Origin of the sequence: Chloracidobacterium thermophilum B, from assembly GCF_000226295.1 — a bacterium.
Classification (GTDB): domain Bacteria; phylum Acidobacteriota; class Blastocatellia; order Chloracidobacteriales; family Chloracidobacteriaceae; genus Chloracidobacterium; species Chloracidobacterium thermophilum.
Map to the genome: position 1 here is coordinate 878,855 of NC_016025.1, position 19,544 is coordinate 898,398.

The 19,544-nt window shown below is 61.5% G+C and carries 16 protein-coding genes; 10 read left to right on the plus strand and 6 right to left on the minus strand.

The window, feature by feature from the left end:
* Positions 1 to 4: 4 nt before the first annotated feature.
* Together CABTHER_RS14655 and CABTHER_RS14660 are read left to right on the plus strand one after the other, a co-directional pair.
* Complete coding sequence (locus CABTHER_RS14655; RefSeq protein ID WP_014101458.1) at positions 5 to 1,030, plus strand: VWA domain-containing protein; 1,026 nt, start codon at positions 5 to 7, stop codon at positions 1,028 to 1,030.
* The gene (locus CABTHER_RS14660) at positions 1,027 to 2,589 is read left to right on the plus strand and encodes an OmpA family protein (RefSeq protein WP_014101459.1); all 1,563 of its coding nucleotides are present in this window, start codon (positions 1,027 to 1,029) and stop codon (positions 2,587 to 2,589) included. Before CABTHER_RS14655 ends, CABTHER_RS14660 begins: the two co-directional genes overlap by 4 nt.
* Positions 2,590 to 2,671: 82 nt before the next feature.
* Here CABTHER_RS14660 and CABTHER_RS14665 read toward each other — a convergent pair whose 3' ends face one another.
* From CABTHER_RS14665 to CABTHER_RS14690, 6 genes are read right to left on the minus strand one after another with little or no spacing between them, the layout of a single operon-like run.
* The gene (locus tag CABTHER_RS14665) at positions 2,672 to 5,914 is read right to left on the minus strand and encodes a VPS10 domain-containing protein (protein WP_014101460.1); all 3,243 of its coding nucleotides are present in this window, start codon (positions 5,912 to 5,914) and stop codon (positions 2,672 to 2,674) included.
* Between the two features lie 55 nt (positions 5,915 to 5,969).
* Positions 5,970 to 6,632, minus strand: a complete 663-nt coding sequence (bluB, locus tag CABTHER_RS14670; RefSeq protein ID WP_014101461.1) for a 5,6-dimethylbenzimidazole synthase — start codon at positions 6,630 to 6,632, stop codon at positions 5,970 to 5,972.
* Entirely contained in the window at positions 6,632 to 7,453 is an 822-nt protein-coding gene (locus tag CABTHER_RS14675) for an SDR family oxidoreductase (RefSeq protein ID WP_014101462.1), read from the minus strand. The genes bluB and CABTHER_RS14675 overlap by 1 nt, the downstream gene beginning before the upstream one ends.
* 28 nt (positions 7,454 to 7,481) lie before the next feature.
* A complete protein-coding gene (locus tag CABTHER_RS14680; protein ID WP_014101463.1) occupies positions 7,482 to 7,826 on the minus strand; it encodes an Hpt domain-containing protein in 345 nt (114 codons plus the stop codon).
* On the minus strand, positions 7,823 to 8,551 hold the full coding sequence (locus CABTHER_RS14685) for a peptidase (protein WP_014101464.1): 729 nt from the start codon (positions 8,549 to 8,551) through the stop codon (positions 7,823 to 7,825). Before CABTHER_RS14685 ends, CABTHER_RS14680 begins: the two co-directional genes overlap by 4 nt.
* Before the next feature lie 12 nt (positions 8,552 to 8,563).
* Complete coding sequence (locus CABTHER_RS14690) at positions 8,564 to 9,511, minus strand: alpha-E domain-containing protein (RefSeq protein WP_014101465.1); 948 nt, start codon at positions 9,509 to 9,511, stop codon at positions 8,564 to 8,566.
* A gap of 245 nt (positions 9,512 to 9,756) precedes the next feature.
* Between CABTHER_RS14690 and CABTHER_RS16310 the strand changes: the two genes are divergently transcribed.
* From CABTHER_RS16310 to CABTHER_RS14725, 8 genes are all read left to right on the plus strand, one after another.
* A complete protein-coding gene (locus CABTHER_RS16310) occupies positions 9,757 to 11,247 on the plus strand; it encodes an Eco57I restriction-modification methylase domain-containing protein (RefSeq protein WP_187288457.1) in 1,491 nt (496 codons plus the stop codon).
* The gene (locus tag CABTHER_RS16315) at positions 11,240 to 12,202 is read left to right on the plus strand and encodes a BsuBI/PstI family type II restriction endonuclease (protein WP_014101467.1); all 963 of its coding nucleotides are present in this window, start codon (positions 11,240 to 11,242) and stop codon (positions 12,200 to 12,202) included. Before CABTHER_RS16310 ends, CABTHER_RS16315 begins: the two co-directional genes overlap by 8 nt.
* Before the next feature lie 85 nt (positions 12,203 to 12,287).
* Positions 12,288 to 15,029, plus strand: a complete 2,742-nt coding sequence (locus CABTHER_RS16320; protein WP_081464981.1) for a response regulator — start codon at positions 12,288 to 12,290, stop codon at positions 15,027 to 15,029.
* A gap of 187 nt (positions 15,030 to 15,216) precedes the next feature.
* The gene (gene hpnC, locus CABTHER_RS14705; RefSeq protein ID WP_014101469.1) at positions 15,217 to 16,143 is read left to right on the plus strand and encodes a squalene synthase HpnC; all 927 of its coding nucleotides are present in this window, start codon (positions 15,217 to 15,219) and stop codon (positions 16,141 to 16,143) included.
* 13 nt (positions 16,144 to 16,156) lie between these two features.
* The gene (gene hpnD / locus CABTHER_RS14710; RefSeq protein ID WP_014101470.1) at positions 16,157 to 17,038 is read left to right on the plus strand and encodes a presqualene diphosphate synthase HpnD; all 882 of its coding nucleotides are present in this window, start codon (positions 16,157 to 16,159) and stop codon (positions 17,036 to 17,038) included.
* A gap of 4 nt (positions 17,039 to 17,042) precedes the next feature.
* Positions 17,043 to 17,810 carry a DUF2059 domain-containing protein gene (locus CABTHER_RS14715; RefSeq protein WP_041570033.1) on the plus strand — a complete coding sequence of 256 codons (768 nt, stop codon included), beginning with the start codon at positions 17,043 to 17,045 and terminating at the stop codon, positions 17,808 to 17,810.
* 226 nt (positions 17,811 to 18,036) lie between these two features.
* On the plus strand, positions 18,037 to 18,546 hold the full coding sequence (locus CABTHER_RS14720) for a DUF2059 domain-containing protein (protein ID WP_014101472.1): 510 nt from the start codon (positions 18,037 to 18,039) through the stop codon (positions 18,544 to 18,546).
* Positions 18,547 to 18,789: 243 nt separating this feature from the next.
* On the plus strand, positions 18,790 to 19,392 hold the full coding sequence (locus tag CABTHER_RS14725) for a hypothetical protein (protein WP_148264138.1): 603 nt from the start codon (positions 18,790 to 18,792) through the stop codon (positions 19,390 to 19,392).
* Positions 19,393 to 19,544: the final 152 nt, after the last annotated feature.

Consider the following 19,544-nt stretch of genomic DNA (forward strand, 5'->3'; position numbering starts at 1 on the left):
CCCTATGTCCCTACGCTGGCCTGGCTTTTTTCCGGCGCTTCTGGTCACGTTGCTGTTTCCCTTGCTCAATCCGGCCCAGGACGGCGGACGCCCACGCCCGGCCACACCGCCGCTGCCCGACCCCGGCGATGAAATCGCCCTCGTTGCTGACTCGCGGGGTGTTGTGTTCAGTGTCGTGGACGAGCGCGGGCGCATCGTCTCCAACCTGCAAGCCTCTGACTTCGAGCTTTATGAAGACGGACAGCGACAGACCATTGACCTTTTTCGCACAAGCAACGAACTGCCGCTGATGCTGGCCGTCCTGCTCGACACCAGCGACAGCCAGGCATCGCTTTTGCCAGCCGAAAAACGCGCTGTGGATGTGTTCTTCGATGCGTTTTTCCGCCCCGGCAAAGACTACGGCGCGCTGGCGACCTTTGGCGGCGAAGTCCATCTCGTCAACGGACTGACCAGCCACCTCAAATCACTCAAAACCGCCCTCGGACGCATCGAACGCGAACAGCTTTTCCGCGATGAAGCCAACGGCACACCGCCTCTCGGCACAGCGCTCTATGACGCGCTGGACATCACCGGGCGCGAAATTCTCGAAGGACACACCGCCCGGCGGGTCATCGGCAGCGGCGGCGCGCGCCGCGCCATTCGCCGGGCCATTTGCGTTCTGACCGACGGCCGCGACACCGCCAGCCAGCTTTCGCCGGGGCGCGTGGCGGCCAGTCTGCGCCGGCGCGGGATTGTCGTCTATGCGCTCGGTCTCGGCGACCGCTTCCGGTTCGGCGACGTGGACCGCGACGCCCTCGAACAGCTCTGCACCGCCACCGGGGGCAAGGCATTCTTCCCTACCGACGAAGCCGATCTGGAACGGAGCTTCAAACGCATCGTGGACGATCTCAGCGGGCAGTACATTGCCGTCTATCGCCCGACGGGGCCGCCCGGCGCAGCTGCCCGGCGGACGGTGGAGGTTCGTCCCCGCGACCGGCGGCTGCGGGTCTTTTCCCAAACCGAATACACTTCCGAGTACGACACCCCATGACAGAACCGACCATGCACCACAGGATAGGCCGGCTGTTCCTGGCCGCGGCCCTTAGCCTCGCTGCCCTGTGCCCGGCTGCGGCGCAGCAGCTTCCGCCCGTGCCGCGCAGCGATGTCACCTTTCGCACCGTCACCATCCGCTATCCGTTCGACCGCGAAGTGCGCGTCCCGATGGTGGGCACCCAGCGGTTCGGGGCAAATGTCAGCGGCGAGGCCGTCGTCGAACGGCGCAGCAGCATTACGAAAATCTCCCTGACGCTCAAACGGCTGCCCCGCCCGGCCACGGTCGGGCCGATGGCCGCCACATACGTCATGTGGGCCGTGACGCCCGAAGGCATCTGCGACAACCTGGGCGAATACCGCAAGCGGCAGAGCGACACACTCGACGGCTGGTTCGGCTCGGAAATCAGCACCACGACCCGTCACCGCAACTTCAGCCTGATCGTCACGGCCGAACCGCACTATCTGGTCACGTCGCCCTCGCGCCTCGTTGTGGCAGCCAATGCCGAAGTCCGTACCGGACAGGTTTTCGTTGCCGACAACGAAATTGACTTCTCCGGCGATGCCGACGTGGAAAACCGCATCGTCAGCCCGGAGCCACCAGCGGCTGGGCGCGATCCGCGCTATCCGCCGGAGCTGCTTCAGGCGCAGCGCGCCCGCGATATTGCGCGTTATTACGAAGCCGATCAGCTTGCCCCCCAACTGATGGCCGCCGCCGGCGATGCCTTTGCGGCGGCCGAAGACCTCTACCGCCGCGGCCGCCGCGATGAAGCCGCCGAAACGGCCGATACGGCCATCCGGCTGGCCGAGCGGGCGCGTCGCATTGCCACGGCGCGCCGCGCTGCCGAACGCCGCCGTCAGGAACTGGCAGCCAAGGATGATGTCATTGCCGAACTTCAGGATCGGGTCGGGCAGATTCCCACCCTGCAGGCGCAGCTCGACAACGAACGGCGGCTGCGGCGCGAAGTCGAGGCCGACCGGGAGCGCCTGCGCGATGCTTACAACCGGCTGGCGGCCGACAAAACGCAGGGGGATGCCAATACAGCCAGTTTGCGCGAGGAAATCCGCCGCCTGCGCAGCGAACTCGACCGCGCCCAGGCCGCAACCCGCGAAGCGCGCATCAAAGCCCTGCGGGAAGAACTGGCCCGTCTCTTTGGCGATGCCCGGTTTGAAGCGCGCGGCTCGGTGCTCGTACTGCCGGACAGCGATTTCATCACTACGCCCCGCCAGCCTATGGCTCTGACGCCAGCGGCAATGGCCAAACTCGACCGGCTGGTGGAGTTTCTGCGCCTGACGGAAGCCGCTGTCCGCATCGAAGCCTACAGCGACAACACCGGAACGGAACAAAGCCGCCAGGACTTCTGCCGTGAGCGCGGGCAACTCGTGCTGGGCTACCTGACGGCGCGCGGCATTCCAACCGAGCGCGTCCAGGCGTTTGCCATGGGCAACACCAATCCGCGCCAGCCAAACACCACGCCCCGCGGCCGGACCGCCAACCGGCGCGTCGAGCTGATTCTGCCGCCACCTTCCGAACTCGAAAGCGCCACGGCTACGCCATGATGGCCGACACGTAACCGGAACCCTTCCTGCCCTGTCCCAACGAGAGACAAGGCAGGAAGGCTCCCACAGAGCTTGATGTCCATCACTGCGCCGTGGCCCGGGGTGCGATGCGCGGCAGGTTCAACGCCTGAAACTTCGCGTTGAACTCCGCCAGATCGCGCGACATGACCTCGCGCAGCTTTTGCAGTTCGGCGTCTGTCTTTGCGCTCAAATCGGCAAAGACCTCCCGCGCCTGCGCGGTCGGAGCCGCGTCCGCGCTGTCCACGACACCGATCAACGCCGCCAGCTTGTTGTTGAGCCGGATGGGATAGTTGAGCGGATCCTGGCTGCTCTGAATCTTCGTCTGTACCAGCGTTTCCTCAACGGCGGTGAGCTTTTCCTTGAGGGCCTTTGCCAGTTCGAGCAGTGGCTTGGCTTCTTCCCGTCCGCGCAACTGGCTTTCGACCTCTTCCACCTGCCGCCGGGTATCCCGGATGTTCAGAATGGCCTGATGCGTTTCTGAAACCTTGTCCCGGATGGCCACCAGCAGGTCAAACTGCGCCTGGAGGTCTTCCGGCGGCACGGCCACACGCGGGTCGGCGACGAGATCAAAGGTCTGGGTCTGTCGTACGTCATCGGCCCGAAGTGTGACGCGATAGGTTCCCGGCAGCACCCGTGGGCCGCGCAAGTCAGCCGCCCACAGCACCATGCCCGGTACGCGCGTCGGCCCCGGCAAACGCAAGTCCCACACGAAGCGGTTGAGGCCTGGTTCATACGTGAAGGTGTCGGTCGGCCCTTCGTCGCGCCCCGGCCCGGCCGGAGTCGTTTCGGCGGTTGCCTTGGCGCGTCCGGTGAACGTGCGCAAGGGCTTGCCGGCGGCGTCTTCAAAGGTGAGCGTCACCTGTTTGAAGGGCTTGTCGGGCAGCTCGAAAAAGACCACGGCCCCCACCGGCGGGTTGGCCCCGACGGTCGCCGTGGGCGGCGGCGCAAAACCGCCAAAACCACGCAACCGGTGGGTTTTTTCCGGCGCGTACAGCCTGACGCCCGCGGCCGTTGGCTGGGATGCTGGCTGGGCGGCGTACTGCTGCAATACGGTCAGGTCGTCGAGCGCCCAGAAGGAACGTCCCTGGGTGGCCACCACAAGCACGTTGTCGCGCGGCTGAATGGCCAGATCGGTAATCGGCACGGCCGGCAGGTTGAGTTGCAGTGACCGCCAGTTCGCACCGTCGTCAAAGGAAACGTACATGCCGGTTTCCGTCCCGGCGTAGAGCAGTCCCCGCCGCCGGGGGTCTTCCCGGATGACGCGGGTGAAGGCATCGGCCGGAATGCCGTTGACGATTTTCGTCCAGGTTTTGCCGTAGTCGGTCGTCTTGTAAAGGTAGGGCGCAAAGTCGTTGTGCTTGTACATCGTCGCCGCCAGGTACGCCGCGCCCGGCTCGTGCGGTGAGGCTTCGATGGCGTTGATCTGAATCCAGTCGGGCAGTCCCTTGGGCGTGACATTTTCCCAGGTTGTTCCGCCATCACGGGTCAGGTGCACCAGACCGTCATCCGTTCCCGCCCAGATGAGGCCGGCCGCTTTCGGGGATTCAGCCAGGGCAAAAATCGTGCAGTAATACTCGACGCTGGTGTTGTCCCTGGTGATGGGGCCGCCCGACGGCCCCAGCTTCGTCGGATCGTTGCGCGTCAGGTCGGGTGAGATGGGCTTCCAGCTTGCACCTTCGTCATCACTGCGGAACAACCGGTTGCCAGCGGCATACAGCGGATGCGGTGGATGCTGGGAAAAGATGACGGGAAAGTTCCACTGAAAGCGGTACTTCATACTTTCCGCGCCGGCACCCATCGGGTTCTCAGGATACACGGTGATGTCGCGCACCTGTCCGGTACGCCGGTCGTAACGGGTCAGCAGGCCGCCGTAGCTGCCGGCAACAATGATGTCCGGGTTGGCCGGGTGTGGCGCAATCCAGCCGGACTCGCCGCCGCCGACATCTTCCCAGTCGCGCAGACCGATGCCAAAGCCACGGGTCGCACGGCTGGCAATGCCGACTGTGGTGTTGTCCTGCTGTGCGCCGTAGATGAAAAATGGAAACCGGCTGTCGAGGGCGACCCGGTAGAACTGGGCCGTGGGCTGATCGGTTTCCGTCCAACTGCGGCCGCCATCGGTGGAGACGGCCGCGCCGCCGTCATTGCCCAGAATCATGCGGTTTGGCTCATCGGGCGCAATCCACAGGTCGTGATGATCCGCGTGGGTCGTGGGCATGGGGGAAAACGTCCGCCCGCCGTCGCTCGAACGATGCCACTGCACGTTGAGCACATAGACGACGTTGGCATCCTTTGGATCGGCCTGAAGGCGGGAAAAATACCAGGCGCGCTGGCGCAGGTTGCGGTCGCCCGTGGTGCGCGTCCAGGTGGCGCCGCCGTCGTCGCTGCGAAAGATACCGCCTTCTTCAGCTTCAACGCTGGCCCACAGCCGGTCGGGGTTGGCCGGCGAAACGGTGACACAGATTTTTCCCAGCACTCCCGTGGGCAGCCCCGGCTTGCGGGTCAGTTCCTGCCAGGTCTCGCCGCCGTCGGTGCTTTTCCACAGGCCGCTTCCAGGACCGCCGCTGCTGAAAAAGTACGGCCCGCGCTGTGCCTCCCACATCCCGGCGTAGAGAATGCGCGGGTTCGTCGGGTCCATGGCCAGATCGGCGCAACCGGCGCGGTCGCTGACAAAGAGCACGCGCTGCCAGGTTTTGCCGCCGTCGGTCGAACGATAGACGCCACGTTCAGGATTCGGCCCGAAACAGTGTCCCATGGCAGCCGCATAGACGACCTCCGGGTTGGTCGGATGGATGCGAATCCGGGCAATGTGGCGCGTGTTTTCCAGCCCCACGCGCCGCCACGTCCGGCCGGCGTCCGTGGATTTGTAAACGCCGTCGCCGTGCGAGACATTGCCGCGCCAGGTGTGTTCGCCCATGCCGACGTAGATGACATTCGGATCACTGGGGGCAACGGCAATGGCTCCGACAGAGCCGGTACGGAACGAGCCATCTCCGAGCGGCTGCCAGTTGACGCCACCATCGGTTGTTTTCCACACACCGCCGCCGGTAGCGCCAAAGTAGTACAGGTTGGGCTGTCCGGGGACGCCGGTCACAGCATCCACCCGTCCCCCGCGAAAGGGGCCGATCAGGCGGTACTTGAGTTGGGTATAAGCCTCGGCTTTGGCTTCCGGTTTGTCACCGGCGGACGGTTTGGCCGCCGTCTGCTGCGCCCGCACCAGTGGCGTTGCGGTCAACAGAGCGGCAATCCACAGGGCGAGCCACCACCGGACGCGCGCCGGTGAACTGGCATGAGAGCTTGATTTCATGGTCAGTCGTGTTCTGTACAGAAGTGTCAGAGGTTGTCGTGGGGGGAGTCAGGGTTCACGGGTGGCGAACGCCGTAGCGGTCGAAATACACCATTTCGGTCAGGTCGCGCGCATGTTCCCAGCCTTTGGTTTCAAGTTCGGGTTGGGCGGGAAAGTCGCTGACATACCCGACGCACAGGTAGGCCACCAGCGTCAGGTGCGCCGGAATGTCGAGCCGGGTTTTGACCGTTTCCGGCTCAAGGATGCTGACCCAGCCGACGCCGATGTTTTCGGCGCGCGCCGCCAGCCAGACATTCTGTACGGCGCAGACCGTCGAGAAGACGGCCGTTTCCGGCATGGTCTGGCGTCCCAGACCGCGCCCGCGCCGGGTTGTTGTGTCGCAGGTGAAGCACAGGTTGAGCGGTGTTTCGATAATGGCGGCCAGCTTGAGGGCATCGTAGGCGCGGCGGTCGGCGTCCGTATAAACTTCAGCCGCAGCCCGGTTGACGCTTTCAAAGTGCGCGTGAATCTGCCGCCGCACCTCCGTATCCCGGATGACGATGATCTCCGTCGGCTGCATGAAGCCCACGGATGGCGCCGCAGCGGCCGCGCCGAGCAGCCGCCACAGGATGGCATCGGGGATGGGTTGTGGCAGAAAGGTGGAGCGAATGTCCCGCCGGGTGTGGATGGCCCGATAGACGGCCGCCCGTTCGGCTTCTGAAAACATCCAGTCGTTCATCAGCCGCCTTCACGAAACTCCGGGTAGAGCGTCATGCCGCCATCAACATAGAGCGTCGCACCGGTGATGTAGTCCGAAGCATCCGACGCCAGCCAGACGACTGCGCGCCCGATGTCTTCCGGCTCGCCCACCCGTTCGTAAGGGATGAGTTTGAGCAGCGCTGCCTCGGCTTCGGGCGTCTCCCATGCGGCGCGGTTGATGGGCGTCCGAATGGCGCCGGGCGAGACGGCATTGACGCGAATCTTTTTCTCGGCCACTTCCTGCGCCAGCGATTTTACGAGCAGCGACAGACCGCCTTTCGAGGCAGCGTAGTTGACATGCCCGGCCCAGGGAATGACATCGTGAACGCTGGATATGCAGATGATTTTGCCCAGAGCGGACGACACCTCCGGGCGCGCTTCCTGGGCGAGAAACTGCCGGACGGCTGCGCGGGTGCACAGGAACTGCCCTGTCAGGTTGACAGCCATGACGCGCTCCCAGGCTTCAAGCGTCATCTCCACAAAAGGCGCATCGCGTTGCAGGCCGGCGTTGCCAACGAGGATGTCAAGTCGTCCAAAGGCGTCGAGCACGGCGGAAAACATGGTGGTCACTTCGGCTTCGACGCTGACATCAGCCCGGACGATGATGGCCCGACCGCCAGCCGCCGTAATGGCGTCGGCCACCGACTGCGCGCCGGCCGGGTTTCCGGCGTAGTTGACGGCCACGGCCGCGCCGGCCCGGGCCAGTTCACGCGCCACGGCCGCGCCAATACCGGAACTGGCGCCAGTCACAAGCGCCACTTGTCCCTGCAACACTTCACCGATGTCCACCTTGGGGGGCATGTGATTCTCCTTGTGGGTGGGGAGGGGTTCAGTTTTGCATTTCGGCCTGAAGCGCCAGGCGAACCTGCTGAAGCTCGGTTTCGATGGCGGCCACCGAGCCAGCCACATCCGGGACGTGCTCTGCACGGGCGGACGTTTCCAAGGCTTCGCACATGGCCATGAGATTCTGCGCTCCAATTGTGCTGGCGGCACCGCGTAACTTGTGCGCCGCCCGCTCCAGAGCGCGGATGTCATTGGCGGCTTGGGCAGCGTAGAGCTGCTCGAAGGTCACTTTGGCGTTGTCGAGAAACGTGTTCACCATCTCAGCGAAAAAGCCGTCGCCGTCATCGAGGGCCTTGAGCGCCGCGATGGTTTCCGGGTTGAGCGAACTCATAAGCCAGACTCCAGGTTGAGGAAGCTCAGCCAGTTTCCAGGAGCGTCAGCGACGAGACGGCGAAGGTTGGTGCGCCACCAGACAGCATAGCTTGCCATGTCCGGCTCAGTGAAGCGATGCTCAATGAAATCAGAAGCTCCGGCGCGCAGGACAGCCACATCCAGCGGATAGCTCACATCACTGGCGCTCGTCAACGTACAGTCGAACGCCAGCAGCGCCGCCTTGAGGGCCGCTTCAAGAGAACAGCCGTAATCCAGCATCCGGTCGAGAATGGGCTTGCCGTAGAAGGCATTGCCGATAATGGCGTAGGGCGATGACTCGCCGATTTCGACCCAGTTGGCCTGGGGATAGACCAGAAACAGCCGGTGTTCGCCGTCGTCGGGCAGCCGTCCGCCAATAATCGAAAAGAGGTCAAAGCGCAGGCCGTCGCGCTCCAGCATAGCATGGTCTTCGCGCACGACCCGCCGTACCTGCTCGCCATAGGCATTGACGAGTTCATACAGCCGGCGGTGGATGACGGTTTCGCCCCGGAGCCACTCGTCAAAATACGTCACCACCTTGTCGCGTGCGGAACGCAGGCCCGAAGTCATGACGAAGACCGGCGCGGCAGCCGCACGGTGGATGGTCAGCTTGCGCGAGGTACGGCACTCGGTCCCGGAGGTAATGCGCGTGTCGGCGACGGCAACCAACCCTTCCACCGTCTTGATACCGAGGCAAAAGGTCATAGGCACAATCCTTCAGTTGGGAAAAAATGTCGCGGCAATGGCGTCGCCAGCGGCATAGAGGTCACGCCGGAAGCGGTTCAGAAACGGACGGGCGTCGCGGGGTGACTCGGGCGGAAGAATATCCTCGACGCCGGCGTAGTCGAGCTGCGCCGCCAGCCGTCCCAACCGCTGTTCGGGCAGGTTGGTGTAAGTGCCGGGCAGGGTACCGGAAATGGCATGGACGGATTCCACGCAGCGCAGCAGGCAGTAGTGCGCCGCCCGTGGAAACTCCCGACTCAGCAACAGGAATTCAAAAACCCGGCGTGGTTCGATGCGGCCGAAGCGTTTGCGATACATCTCAAGGGCGCTGGCAGCGCGCAGCAGGCCCGACCAGTGCAGATCGTCTATGAGGGAGCTGCCGGCAAGGGTCGTGGCATTGAAGCGTTCAACGCCCAGAATGCAGGCCGTTTTGTCGGCGCGTTCGAGCAGGCGTCCGATCCGGTTGAAGTGCCAGGCTTCGCCGTGGGACATCGTTGAATCCGTCACGCCAACAAACAGGTGGCTGGACATTTTCACCTGGGTGAAAAAGGCATGCGGCATAGCGCCGAACCGCCCCTGGGTGGCGGCGCTTTTGACATCGAGGTAGAAGCGGTTGGCCTGCTCCCACATTTCCGAGGAAATGGTGTCGCGTACACAGCGGGCATTTTCCCGGGCCCGTGCCAGCGTGGTCAGGATGGAGTTGGGGTTTTGTTCATCGAAGGTCAGGTAGCGCAGTACGGCCGCCGGGGTGGGCGTGCCGTAGCGGGCGGCGAAGTCAACGGGGTCGCCCACACTGGCGACGAGTTCGACCCAGGCGGCCGTGTCATCGGCCGGCAGGTCGAGCGTCAGCGTCATGGTGGCATCCACGAAGCGGGCAATGTTTTCCGCCCGTTCGATGTAGCGGCTCATCCAGAAGATCGAATCGGCAACCCGGCTCAGCATGGACGTGGCAAAATACGGCGGACAGGCTCAACACCACCGCCAGAAATCCACCTGAGAGATACAATAAACGGCATGGAATATCATCCGTGGCAGGGGGATGACCTGCCATAGTTCACTGGTCGGGCAGGATGGTTGTCAAAAGCCAAATCTACAGGCATGAAGCTGTGATGCAAAGGGCCAGCGCGACACTTTGGAAACCAGACGAACAGCAGGTGGACGAGCCTCTCCTGGAGACGGTGGAGAACATGCGGCGCCATCTTTCGGAGCACCTGGGTCGGCAGCGCCGCGCCCTCTGGGGACAATTCTTCACACCGGCCGCCATCGCTCTGTTCATGGCAGAAAGCTTCGAGGCGCGCCAGCCGGCACTGCGGGTACTGGATGCCGGTGCCGGGGTCGGTTCCCTTTCGGCAGCCTTCGTGACCGCGATGGCTCGCCGGGAGCACCGTCCGCAGGCCATCTCCATTACAGCCTTTGAGATCGATCCCAGGCTGATTCCCTATCTCCAAACGACGCTTGATCTTTGTCGGGCAGCCAGCCGCGCGGCGGGCATTCAGTTCGACGCCCGAATTGTTGAGGGAAATTTCCTCGAAGCCGGGCCGCGAACATTGACTGGCGATCTCTTCACGCCGGGTTTGGGTGAAGGCTTTGACTGCGCGATTCTCAATCCGCCCTACCGGAAGATTCGTTCGGACTCGCGCGACCGCCAGCTTCTGCGCGCAATGGGCGTGGAAACAAGCAATCTGTACGCCGGTTTCCTGGCCGTCGCCACGACCCTGCTTGCGCCCGGGGGCGAAATCGTGGCCATTACGCCCAGAAGTTTCTGCAATGGCCCTTACTTTGAACCTTTCCGCCGTTTTTTCCTGAAGGCGATGCGCTTCCGCCGCATTCATGTGTTTGACCGGCGTGATTGCGCCTTTGCCGACGATGCAGTTTTACAGGAAAACATCATTTTCCGGGCTGTGAAGGCCGCCGACGGAACGGATGACGTGGTGGTATCCGGCAGTCCCGACCTGAAGGGGGCCAACCGGCACATTCAAACTGTAAAACACGCTGATCTCGTCCGGCCGGGTGATCCGCATCTCTTCATCCACGTTGTCCCGGACACGGACGGGCAAGGCGTCCGCCGCCGGATGCTGGAACTTGAATGCACCCTGGAAGAGCTGGGCCTGGCGGTATCCACCGGGAGGGTAGTGGACTTCAGAGCCAAGCACCTGCTTTGTCTCCAGCCGGAGCCGAATACTGTGCCGCTCATCTATCCCTGTCACCTGCAACGTGGTTTTGTCGAATGGCCTGGCTGCCGGGCGCGCAAGCCGAACGCCCTTGTGCTTGGCCCGGGAGCGCAGAAGCTGCTTGTCCCGAAAGGCTGCTACGTGCTCGTCAAAAGATTTTCAGCCAAGGAAGAACGGCGTCGGGTTGTGGCCGGCATCTATGACCCTCTCCGTCTTCCTCCAGCAGAACAGGTCGCCTTCGAGAACCATCTGAACTTCTACCACGTACGAGGCGCTGGTTTGCCGGTGAACTTGGCCAAGGGGCTTGCCGCGTTTCTCAATTCGACCCTCGTGGATACTTACTTTCGCCAGTTCAGCGGTCATACCCAGGTCAACGCCACTGACCTCCGCTCACTGCGCTATCCGGCAAGAGACAAATTGGTGCGGATTGGCCAGCACATCGGCACAACCTTTCCTGACCAGGCGGAGGTTGACCGCCTGGTGAGGGAGGTGGTGAGTCATGGGTGACCGGGCCGGGACTCAGGCGGCCGACAGAGTATCGGAGGCACTGAACATCCTCCGGGCGCTTGGTGTCCCACAAAAACAGCAAAACGAGCGGTCGGCGCTGACTCTACTTGCATTGCTCGGACTGACGCCAGAGAAAGGCTGGACTCAGGCGGCGGACCCATGCCTTGGCATCAATCAAATGATGAAGCATTTCGAGCAGCACTTCGGCAAAAGGTATGCTCCGAACACCCGCGAAACCGTCCGGCGCTCCACGATTCATCAATTCGTCCAAATGGGTCTGGTTCTGGCAAACCCGGACAGACCTGACCGTCCGGTGAACAGTCCTAAAAATTGTTACCAAGTCGCACCGGCCCTGTTGGAACTCGTCAGGGCATACGGCACAGCTTCCTGGGACGAGTCTCTCAAAAACTTCGTGACCAGCGCAGAAGCGCTCCGCCGGTTACAGCCAAGAGAGCGGGTGATGCCCTTGATTCCGGTCACGCTGCCCGATGGCCGTCAGCTTGACCTCACGGCTGGCGGGCAAAACCCATTGGTGAAACAGATCGTGGAAGAGTTTTGCCCGCGCTTCACGCCCGGCGGCGTGCTGGTCTACGTGGGCGACGCTGGCAGGAAACAGCGACACCTAGAGACAGACTATCTCACGAAGCTCGGCGTGGTGCTTGATGAGCATGGCAAAATGCCAGACGTTATCGTTCATTTGCCGGAGAAGCATTGGCTTGTTCTCATCGAGGCTGTCACCAGTCATGGTCCCATCAACGTCAAGCGTCAGCACGAACTCAGGGAGCTGTTCAAAAAGGTCCCGGCTGGCCTGGTTTTCGTCACCGCCTTCCCTACCCGTCGGGCGATGGCCAGGTATCTCTCCGAAATCGCATGGGAGACGGAGGTTTGGGTCGCAGAAGCGCCAGGTCACATTATCCATTTCAACGGTGAACGCTTTCCTGGTCCGTATGAATGACAGGTCTGGCTGACAACCGGCTGGAGCGGACAGGATTCCACGGCTGAATTGACCGGTAACGGGGTCGGTTCGACCCGGAGCTTGTATGTCGCCAACACTTCAAAAAGCCCTTCGCTTTACAAGCCGTCGCCTGATGGCCGGGTTTACCCTTGTGGTGCTCATCATCGGCGGGCTGGCCGTGGCCTGCTCCAACCTCGTGCGACAGTTGCGCGCAGCCGAGGCCCGGGTGGCACGCAGTCTGGAAGTACTGCACCTGACGGCAGATGCCCGTGAAGCCGCGTTGCGTACGCGCCTTCACGTCCGCGGCTATGTCATCACCGGCAAAGAAACCTACGTCGCGGAAGCCACCCAGCAGATTTTTCAGATTCAGCACATCCTGCTCCAACTTCAGGCCAAGGTTGGGGATCATCCCTCCCAACGGGAATACATCCGGCAACTCGAACAAGTCCTTCTCGAAGGCAAAAACTATCTGGACTGGGTCATTGCGCTGCGGCGGACCAACCGTGAAGCAGCGTTCGAGGCGGTGCCCGGCCCTACCGGCAACGCCCTGGCCGAGCGCATGGATCAACCGCTGGAAGCTATTGTGCAGATCGAGCAAAAACAGTTGGGGGAAGCATTGGCGCTGGCGCGCAGCAGCGCCGAAGCCCTGGAGTGGCTCATCATCGCAAGCGTAGGCATCATCGCAGCCCTGCTTGTTGTGGCCTACTTCATCGTGGCGCGTGAACTCAACAAGCGCCGCACACTTCTTTCCCAACTCGAATACGCCCGTGATGCCGCCCTGACCCTGGCACGCCGGCAATCCGATTTCCTGGCCAACATGAGCCACGAAATCCGTACGCCGATGAACGGCATCATGGGCACGAGCGAACTGCTCCTGCGTACGCCCCTGGCTCCCAACCAGAAAGACCTGGCTGAAACCATCCGCTACAGCGCCGAGTCGCTTCTGGTCATCATCAACGACATTCTCGATTTCTCGAAGATTGAAGCCGGCAAGCTCGATTTCCAGGTGAGCGACTTTGACCTGCGGGCCACTGTGGAGCAGGCCGTGGAGACTGTGGCCGCCACGGCCCGCAAGAAATCCCTTGAACTCGTCACGCTGGTATACCGCGATGTGCCCGAACAGCTTCGTGGCGACGCCGGCCGGCTCCGGCAGGTGTTGCTCAATCTCGTGGGCAATGCTGTGAAGTTCACCGACCGGGGCGAAGTCGTCGTGCGGGTGACAAAGCAGGCTGAAACCGCAACCCACGTCACCCTGAAGTTTTCCGTAACCGACACCGGGATTGGCATCCCCAAAGAGTTTCAGGAAGACATTTTTGAGGCATTTGCCCAGGTGGATGCCTCGCGGTCACGCCGTTTCGGCGGGACGGGTCTGGGACTGGCTATTTCCAAACGGCTCGTCCAGATGATGGGCGGCGAGATAGGCGTGGAAAGCGAAGTGGGCAAGGGTTCAACGTTCTGGTTTACCGCCACGCTCGAAAAAGCCGAGGCGGGGCAGCCGCTCTCCACTTACGAAATGTGGTTTGGGTTGCGGGCGCTGGTTGTGGACGACAACACCACTAACCGCACAGTGCTGGCGCAACTGCTGACCGACTTTGGCATGTTTTGCGAAGTCGTGGCCAGCCCGGAGGAAGCTCTCGCCGCTCTACAGGAAGCTGTGACACAGGGCGAGCCATTCCGGGTGGCGCTGCTGGATGCCTACCTGCCGGCGATAGATGGGTTGTCGCTGCTACAGCGTATTCGGGCGGAAAAGGCCTTTGACACCTTGGACTGCATTTTGCTCACACCGCCGCCATTGCCCGACCCGGCCGAACTCCAGCGGCTGGGGGCAGCGGCCTGCCTTGCCAAGCCGGTACGGATGACGGCACTCAAGGAAGCGCTTCGGACGGCGTTGGGCCGAACCCGCCTGCCTGCCACGAAGACCAACTCGCAGGAAACCCCACGCCCCACCCTCACCACGCCCACCAGTGTGCCCCGGCCGGACGTCACCCAAACCAGCCAAGGCCACTCGCCGAAAACCGTCCTGCTGGTTGAAGACAATCCCATCAACCAGCAGGTGGTGCGCCGCATGCTGGAAATCCTCGGCTACCAGGTTTGTGTGGCGGTCAATGGATTTGAAGCCCTCGAACGGCTCCAGACCCAGCCACCGGACGCCATTCTTATGGACTGTCAGCTACCTGAAATGGACGGCTACACCGCCACGCAGCACATTCGGGAGCAGGAACGCACACTGGGACGCCACGTGCCCATCATTGCACTTACGGCTAATGCCCTGGCCGGCGAACGCGACCGCTGCCTGGCAGCCGGGATGGACGATTACCTGGCCAAACCCTTCAGGATGAAAGACCTCGAAGAGGTGATGCAGCGGGTGCTGGGCGCGGCTTCACAGCCGACACCAGCCGCACAGTTGGAACACCGCACCGGAGAAATCCCGACTGAAAACGCGGAAAGTGAGGCCGCCCTGCTGGATGCGGATGCGTTCTGGATTGGCACCGGCATCACCCCCGGAAGCCACGGCGCCCAGCAACTGGCACAGCAGATTATCGCTACGTTTCAGGCCGATGCCGCGGCCCAGATGCAGGAACTACGTGCGGCCATGGAACGGCAGGACGCCAAAGAGGTGCGCGCCATTGCCCACCGTCTCTACGGCAGTGCCGCCCAGCTTGGCGCACGCCAACTGGCACAGGTGCTCAAACGCCTCGAAAAAACACCGGACACCAGCACGTGGCCCGAGCAATTCCGGGCTGTGGAAGAAGTGCTTGCGGCTACCAAGTGTGCCTTTGATGAAACGCTGCAGCCGGATGCCGCTGCCCCTCCGCCGCGTGGCTAGCGCTGCGTCTGCCAGTGCAGTGTGGCTTTCTGATCACAACCGACCTGCTGAAACAGACTTGACGTTGGCAAGCAGCATTAACAAATATCGTCCGTGGTAGGGGAAAGAGCCGGTCAACGGTTTGGCCGCAAGCTCTCCTGACTGGCCCCACGGTTCCTTATCGCTGATTAAGGCGGCAGGTTGCATCGTGTCATCTTCATCGCTCCAGCTTTCCCCTGGCGCCCCTTCCCTTGAAGCGGCTTATGCCTATTGCCAGCGCGTCGCTCTTGGCCATTACGAAAACTTCCCTGTCGGTTCACTGATCCTGCCCAAGAACGTGCGTCCGCACGTCTATGCCATTTACGCTTTCGCCCGCGCTGCTGATGACTTTGCCGACGAGGGGACAACGCCGGCCGCCCAGCGGCTCGCCAACCTGGCCGACTGGCGCTGCCAGCTCGAAGCCTGCACCGTGGGCCGCCCCACGCACCCCGTGTTTCTGGCCCTGGGCCATACCATTCAAACGCACAACCTGCCACAACAGCTTTTCCACGACCTGCTTGACGCCTTTGAACTCGATGTCCGCCGCGCGCGGCATGCGACGTTCGAGGACCTGCTGGACTACAGCCGGTGTTCAGCCAATCCGGTCGGGCGGCTCATGCTTTTGCTGTTCGGCCACCGCGATCCGGTGTGGCACCAGATGTCGGATGCCATCTGCACGGCGCTCCAGCTCACCAACTTCTGGCAGGATGTGGCCGTGGACCTGCGTCAGAACCGGGTGTATCTCCCGTTGGAGGAGATGACACGGCATGGCTACTGCGAAGCCGATTTGCAGGCACAGCGCTACACACCGGCCTTTGTGAACCTGATGTCCAGCCTGGCGGCGCGCACCGAGGCGCTGTTTGAGCGCGGCCGCCCCTTATGCGGACTCGTCCCCGGTCGTTTCGGGTTTGAACTGCGCCTTATCTGGCTGGGTGGTATGCACATTCTGCAGGCGCTGCGCCGCATTGAGTTCAACGTTTTTGAGCGGCGACCGACGCTTGACCTGCGCGCCAAAGCGGCCCTGGCTCTGGGTGCCTTGCGCCGGGCAACGTTTTCGGCCACCACCCCACCGACGACGCTTCAGATACCAACCTGATTGATGTTCACCAATGGACCATACACTCCAGCCTTCGGTCACGGCTGTTGCGGAAGGCATCACCCACCGTTCACGTACTAACTTCCTCTACTCGTTTCTCATCCTGCCCCGGGCGCAACGGCGTGCCATTGAAACTGTCTATGCGTTTTGCCGCATCGTGGACGACATCGTGGATGGCGACAGTGTGGACACCACCAACCCCCAAAGGGAACTCGACCGCTGGCGCGGCGAAATCCATGCCTGCTTCAACGGACAGACCCCCCGCCATCCGGTAGCCCGCGAACTCAAAGCCATCCTGCAGGCCTTTCCCATCCCCGAAGAGCACTTTCTGGCGCTCATCCGTGGCATGGAAATGGACCTGGTGCGCCGCCGCTACGCGACATTTGCGGAACTGGATGAGTATTGCTATCACGTCGCCTCGGTCATCGGGCTGATGTGCATTGAAATCTTCGGCTACCGGCACGCCAGCGCCCGCGACTATGCTATCCATCTGGGCAAGGCACTCCAGCTTATCAACATCGTCCGGGACGTACCGGAAGATGCGGCCCGGGGGCGGGTCTATCTGCCGCTCGATGAAATGGCCCGGTTTGGCGTGACGGAAGAAGCTTTGCGGGCCGGGGTTTACGACGAATCCTTCATCCAGTTGGCGGCACAGCAAGCGGCGCGGGCGCGCCGTTTTCGCTTTCAGGCTCTGGCAGCGCTGCGCTGTGAAGACCGGCCCGCCATGGTGGCGGCTGAAATCATGGCGACGATTTACTTCAAACTGCTCGACCAGATGGAGGCGATGCGGTTTAATGTTTTTCACCATCGCCCACGTCTGTCCAAGCTTCAGAAAGCGCTGATTGCGGCAACGCTTTTGCTCAAGTCGCGCCTGTTGCCCTTTGGAAAGGAGTAGCCCCGTGCCGCCCATCCTGCTTCAGGTTTCCGGTCGTTGTTTCCAGCCAGCGGCGACATGGCTGGTTGGTGCCGGGATGGTCTGCCTGTTGTACGCTACGGACCTTGCGCAGCAGGAAACCCGGCCGCGCCGGGTGCGTCCGCCGGTCTCTTCCAGCCAGCCAGTCCCAGTTTCCCAGCCGGACTTCACTTCACCTGCCGCCAGTCCGTCCGCACTCAGCCGTGACCAGCGCGAAAAGAGGCTCATCGCCGCCCGTGAATTCGTTGTTGCAACGGGATTGCCGACTATCTGTGTCCGAAAGCTCCTGGATGCCTTTGAGGAGTACCTCCGTAAAAAACCGCCCAAGTACCAGGCGCAAGCCGACATTTTTATGGACTTCATCGAACAGTGTGCGGGAGATGAAGCGCTCTCCGAAGAAATCGCTACTTACCTGGCGCGAAACTTTGAAGAACAGGAATTACTCCAGCTCAAAGCCATTGCGAAGACCAGTGCCGGGCGGAAGATATTTTATCGCTTTGATAACCTTCCCCAAGCAGAGCGACTTAGCGACCCGGATTACCTGCGTCTCTTTGATGAACAGGAACTCAAACAGTTTGAGACGTTCCTGCGGATACCCGCTTTTCAGAAGTTTTCCGTCCGGTCGGCTATGTTGCTTGGCATCAGCACAGAAATCGTCGCGGGAAAGCTTGAGTCGAACCGCGATGAACTGTTCCGCCAGATGCTCGACGAGATGTACCGTTACCAAAAGGAACAACCTTTGCCCCGAGACTGAAGCCATGGTGTCCCTACATACCCCGGCAAAGCCTGTCCTCGGTCTGGTTTTCCTTGGTCTGTTCTGGCCGTCCCTGCCGGTTGCAGCCCAACAGGAAAGCCGCCAGCCGTCAAGAACACGTTCTGTGACCACCTCCAGTCAACCAACCGGCTCGCCAGCGCCAGTCTCCAGCCTTCCCGCCAACAGTCGGGCGACGCCAAACCGGACCCAAGGTGAAATCAACTTTATGGCCGCACAGGAACTGCTTGAACTGACCGGATTCCCTTCCCTTGTCAAGCAGACCTCTATCAGGATCCTGCGGAAGGAAATACGCAAACGTCCCGAAATGCGTGAAGCGGGAAACATCATTCGTGACTTTCTCGAAGATCGCATCTCGACACAAATCATTTCAGAAGAAATGGCCAAGTATCTGGCTGACAGATTCGACGAGCAGGAACTACGCCAACTCAAAGCTATCCTGGATACCAGCACCGGACGCAAAATGTTTACCAGCTTTGAGACCCTGCCGACAGATGATCGGGTCCGGAAAGCCAGTTACCTTGACCTTTTTGATGAACAGGAGAAAAAAGAGTTTCAAACATTCTACCGGCTCACCGTCTTTCAGAGATTTTCTGACTACACCTCAATGTTGCTTCGGATTGGAATGCAGAGCTTTCAGGAGCAGTTCAAGCTTCAGGAAAAAGATTTTGTCAAGGAGCTTGTCCTCCAGCCTCGGGAACAACAGCCAAAACCATAGACATTTCCCTTTTGGGAGTGTTCAGCCCGGCAACGAATGTTCTTCCGGCGGCTCCCCCTGATGACTGCCAGATACATCCTTACCAACCCGCTCGACCTCTGAAAGGAGCGTCCCATGTCAGCTTCTACGCTTCCGTCTTCCGGTTGTCGTTTCAGGGCATCTGTGACGCAGCTCGCAAGCTTTGGGCTGGTCTGGCTGTTGTACGCCACAATCCCTGCGCAGCAGGAAGTCCGGCCGCGCCGGGTGCGTCCGCCGGTCTCCTCTGTTCAGCCGGACGCAGCTCCCCGTCCGGCCTCCCCGGCGGAGCCTGCCCCGGAACAACGTGCCAGGAATCTTCCGCTTGCGCAGGAACTGCTCGCCCTGACAAAGCTACCCACCATCTGCGAACGCAAAATGATGAGCGTTTTACTCAAAGAAATACGTACCACACCTGAAATGCGTGGTTATACCGATATCTTCCGCGACTTCTTCCAGCAGCATGTTTCAGCATCGCTTATGTCCGAAGAGATGGCACGGTATCTGGTTGAAAATTTTTCAGAACGCGAGTTGCTTCAGCTCAAGGCCATTGTGAACACCAGCGCCGGACAGAAGATGTTCAGTACTCTTGAAAATCTGCCTGACGTAGAGCGACTCAACGATGCCAACTACCTTCAGCTCTTTGATGAGGAGGAAACCAGACAGTACAAGGTTTTCTCCCGCCTTCCGGCTTTTCAGAAATTTTCCGACTGCGTTCCGACACTGATAGACCTCGGCGGCGAAGTGACCACAAAGCGTGTCAATGCCCATTTCCCTGACCTGATGGACGATCTCATGCGTCGTATGCAGGAGCGACCACCGCTGAACTGAGCGGACAGCCCACCGTGGCAGCTCCGTTCGCTGACTGGACGACAAAGCAGCGGGTTCGCTATGGTTGTCCGGCAACCCTTGGCAGAGCGATCGTCCAGCCCCAACGTCGGCGCAGAATCCGGCCCCGACCCAGGGGACGCCCTGTTCCGCGC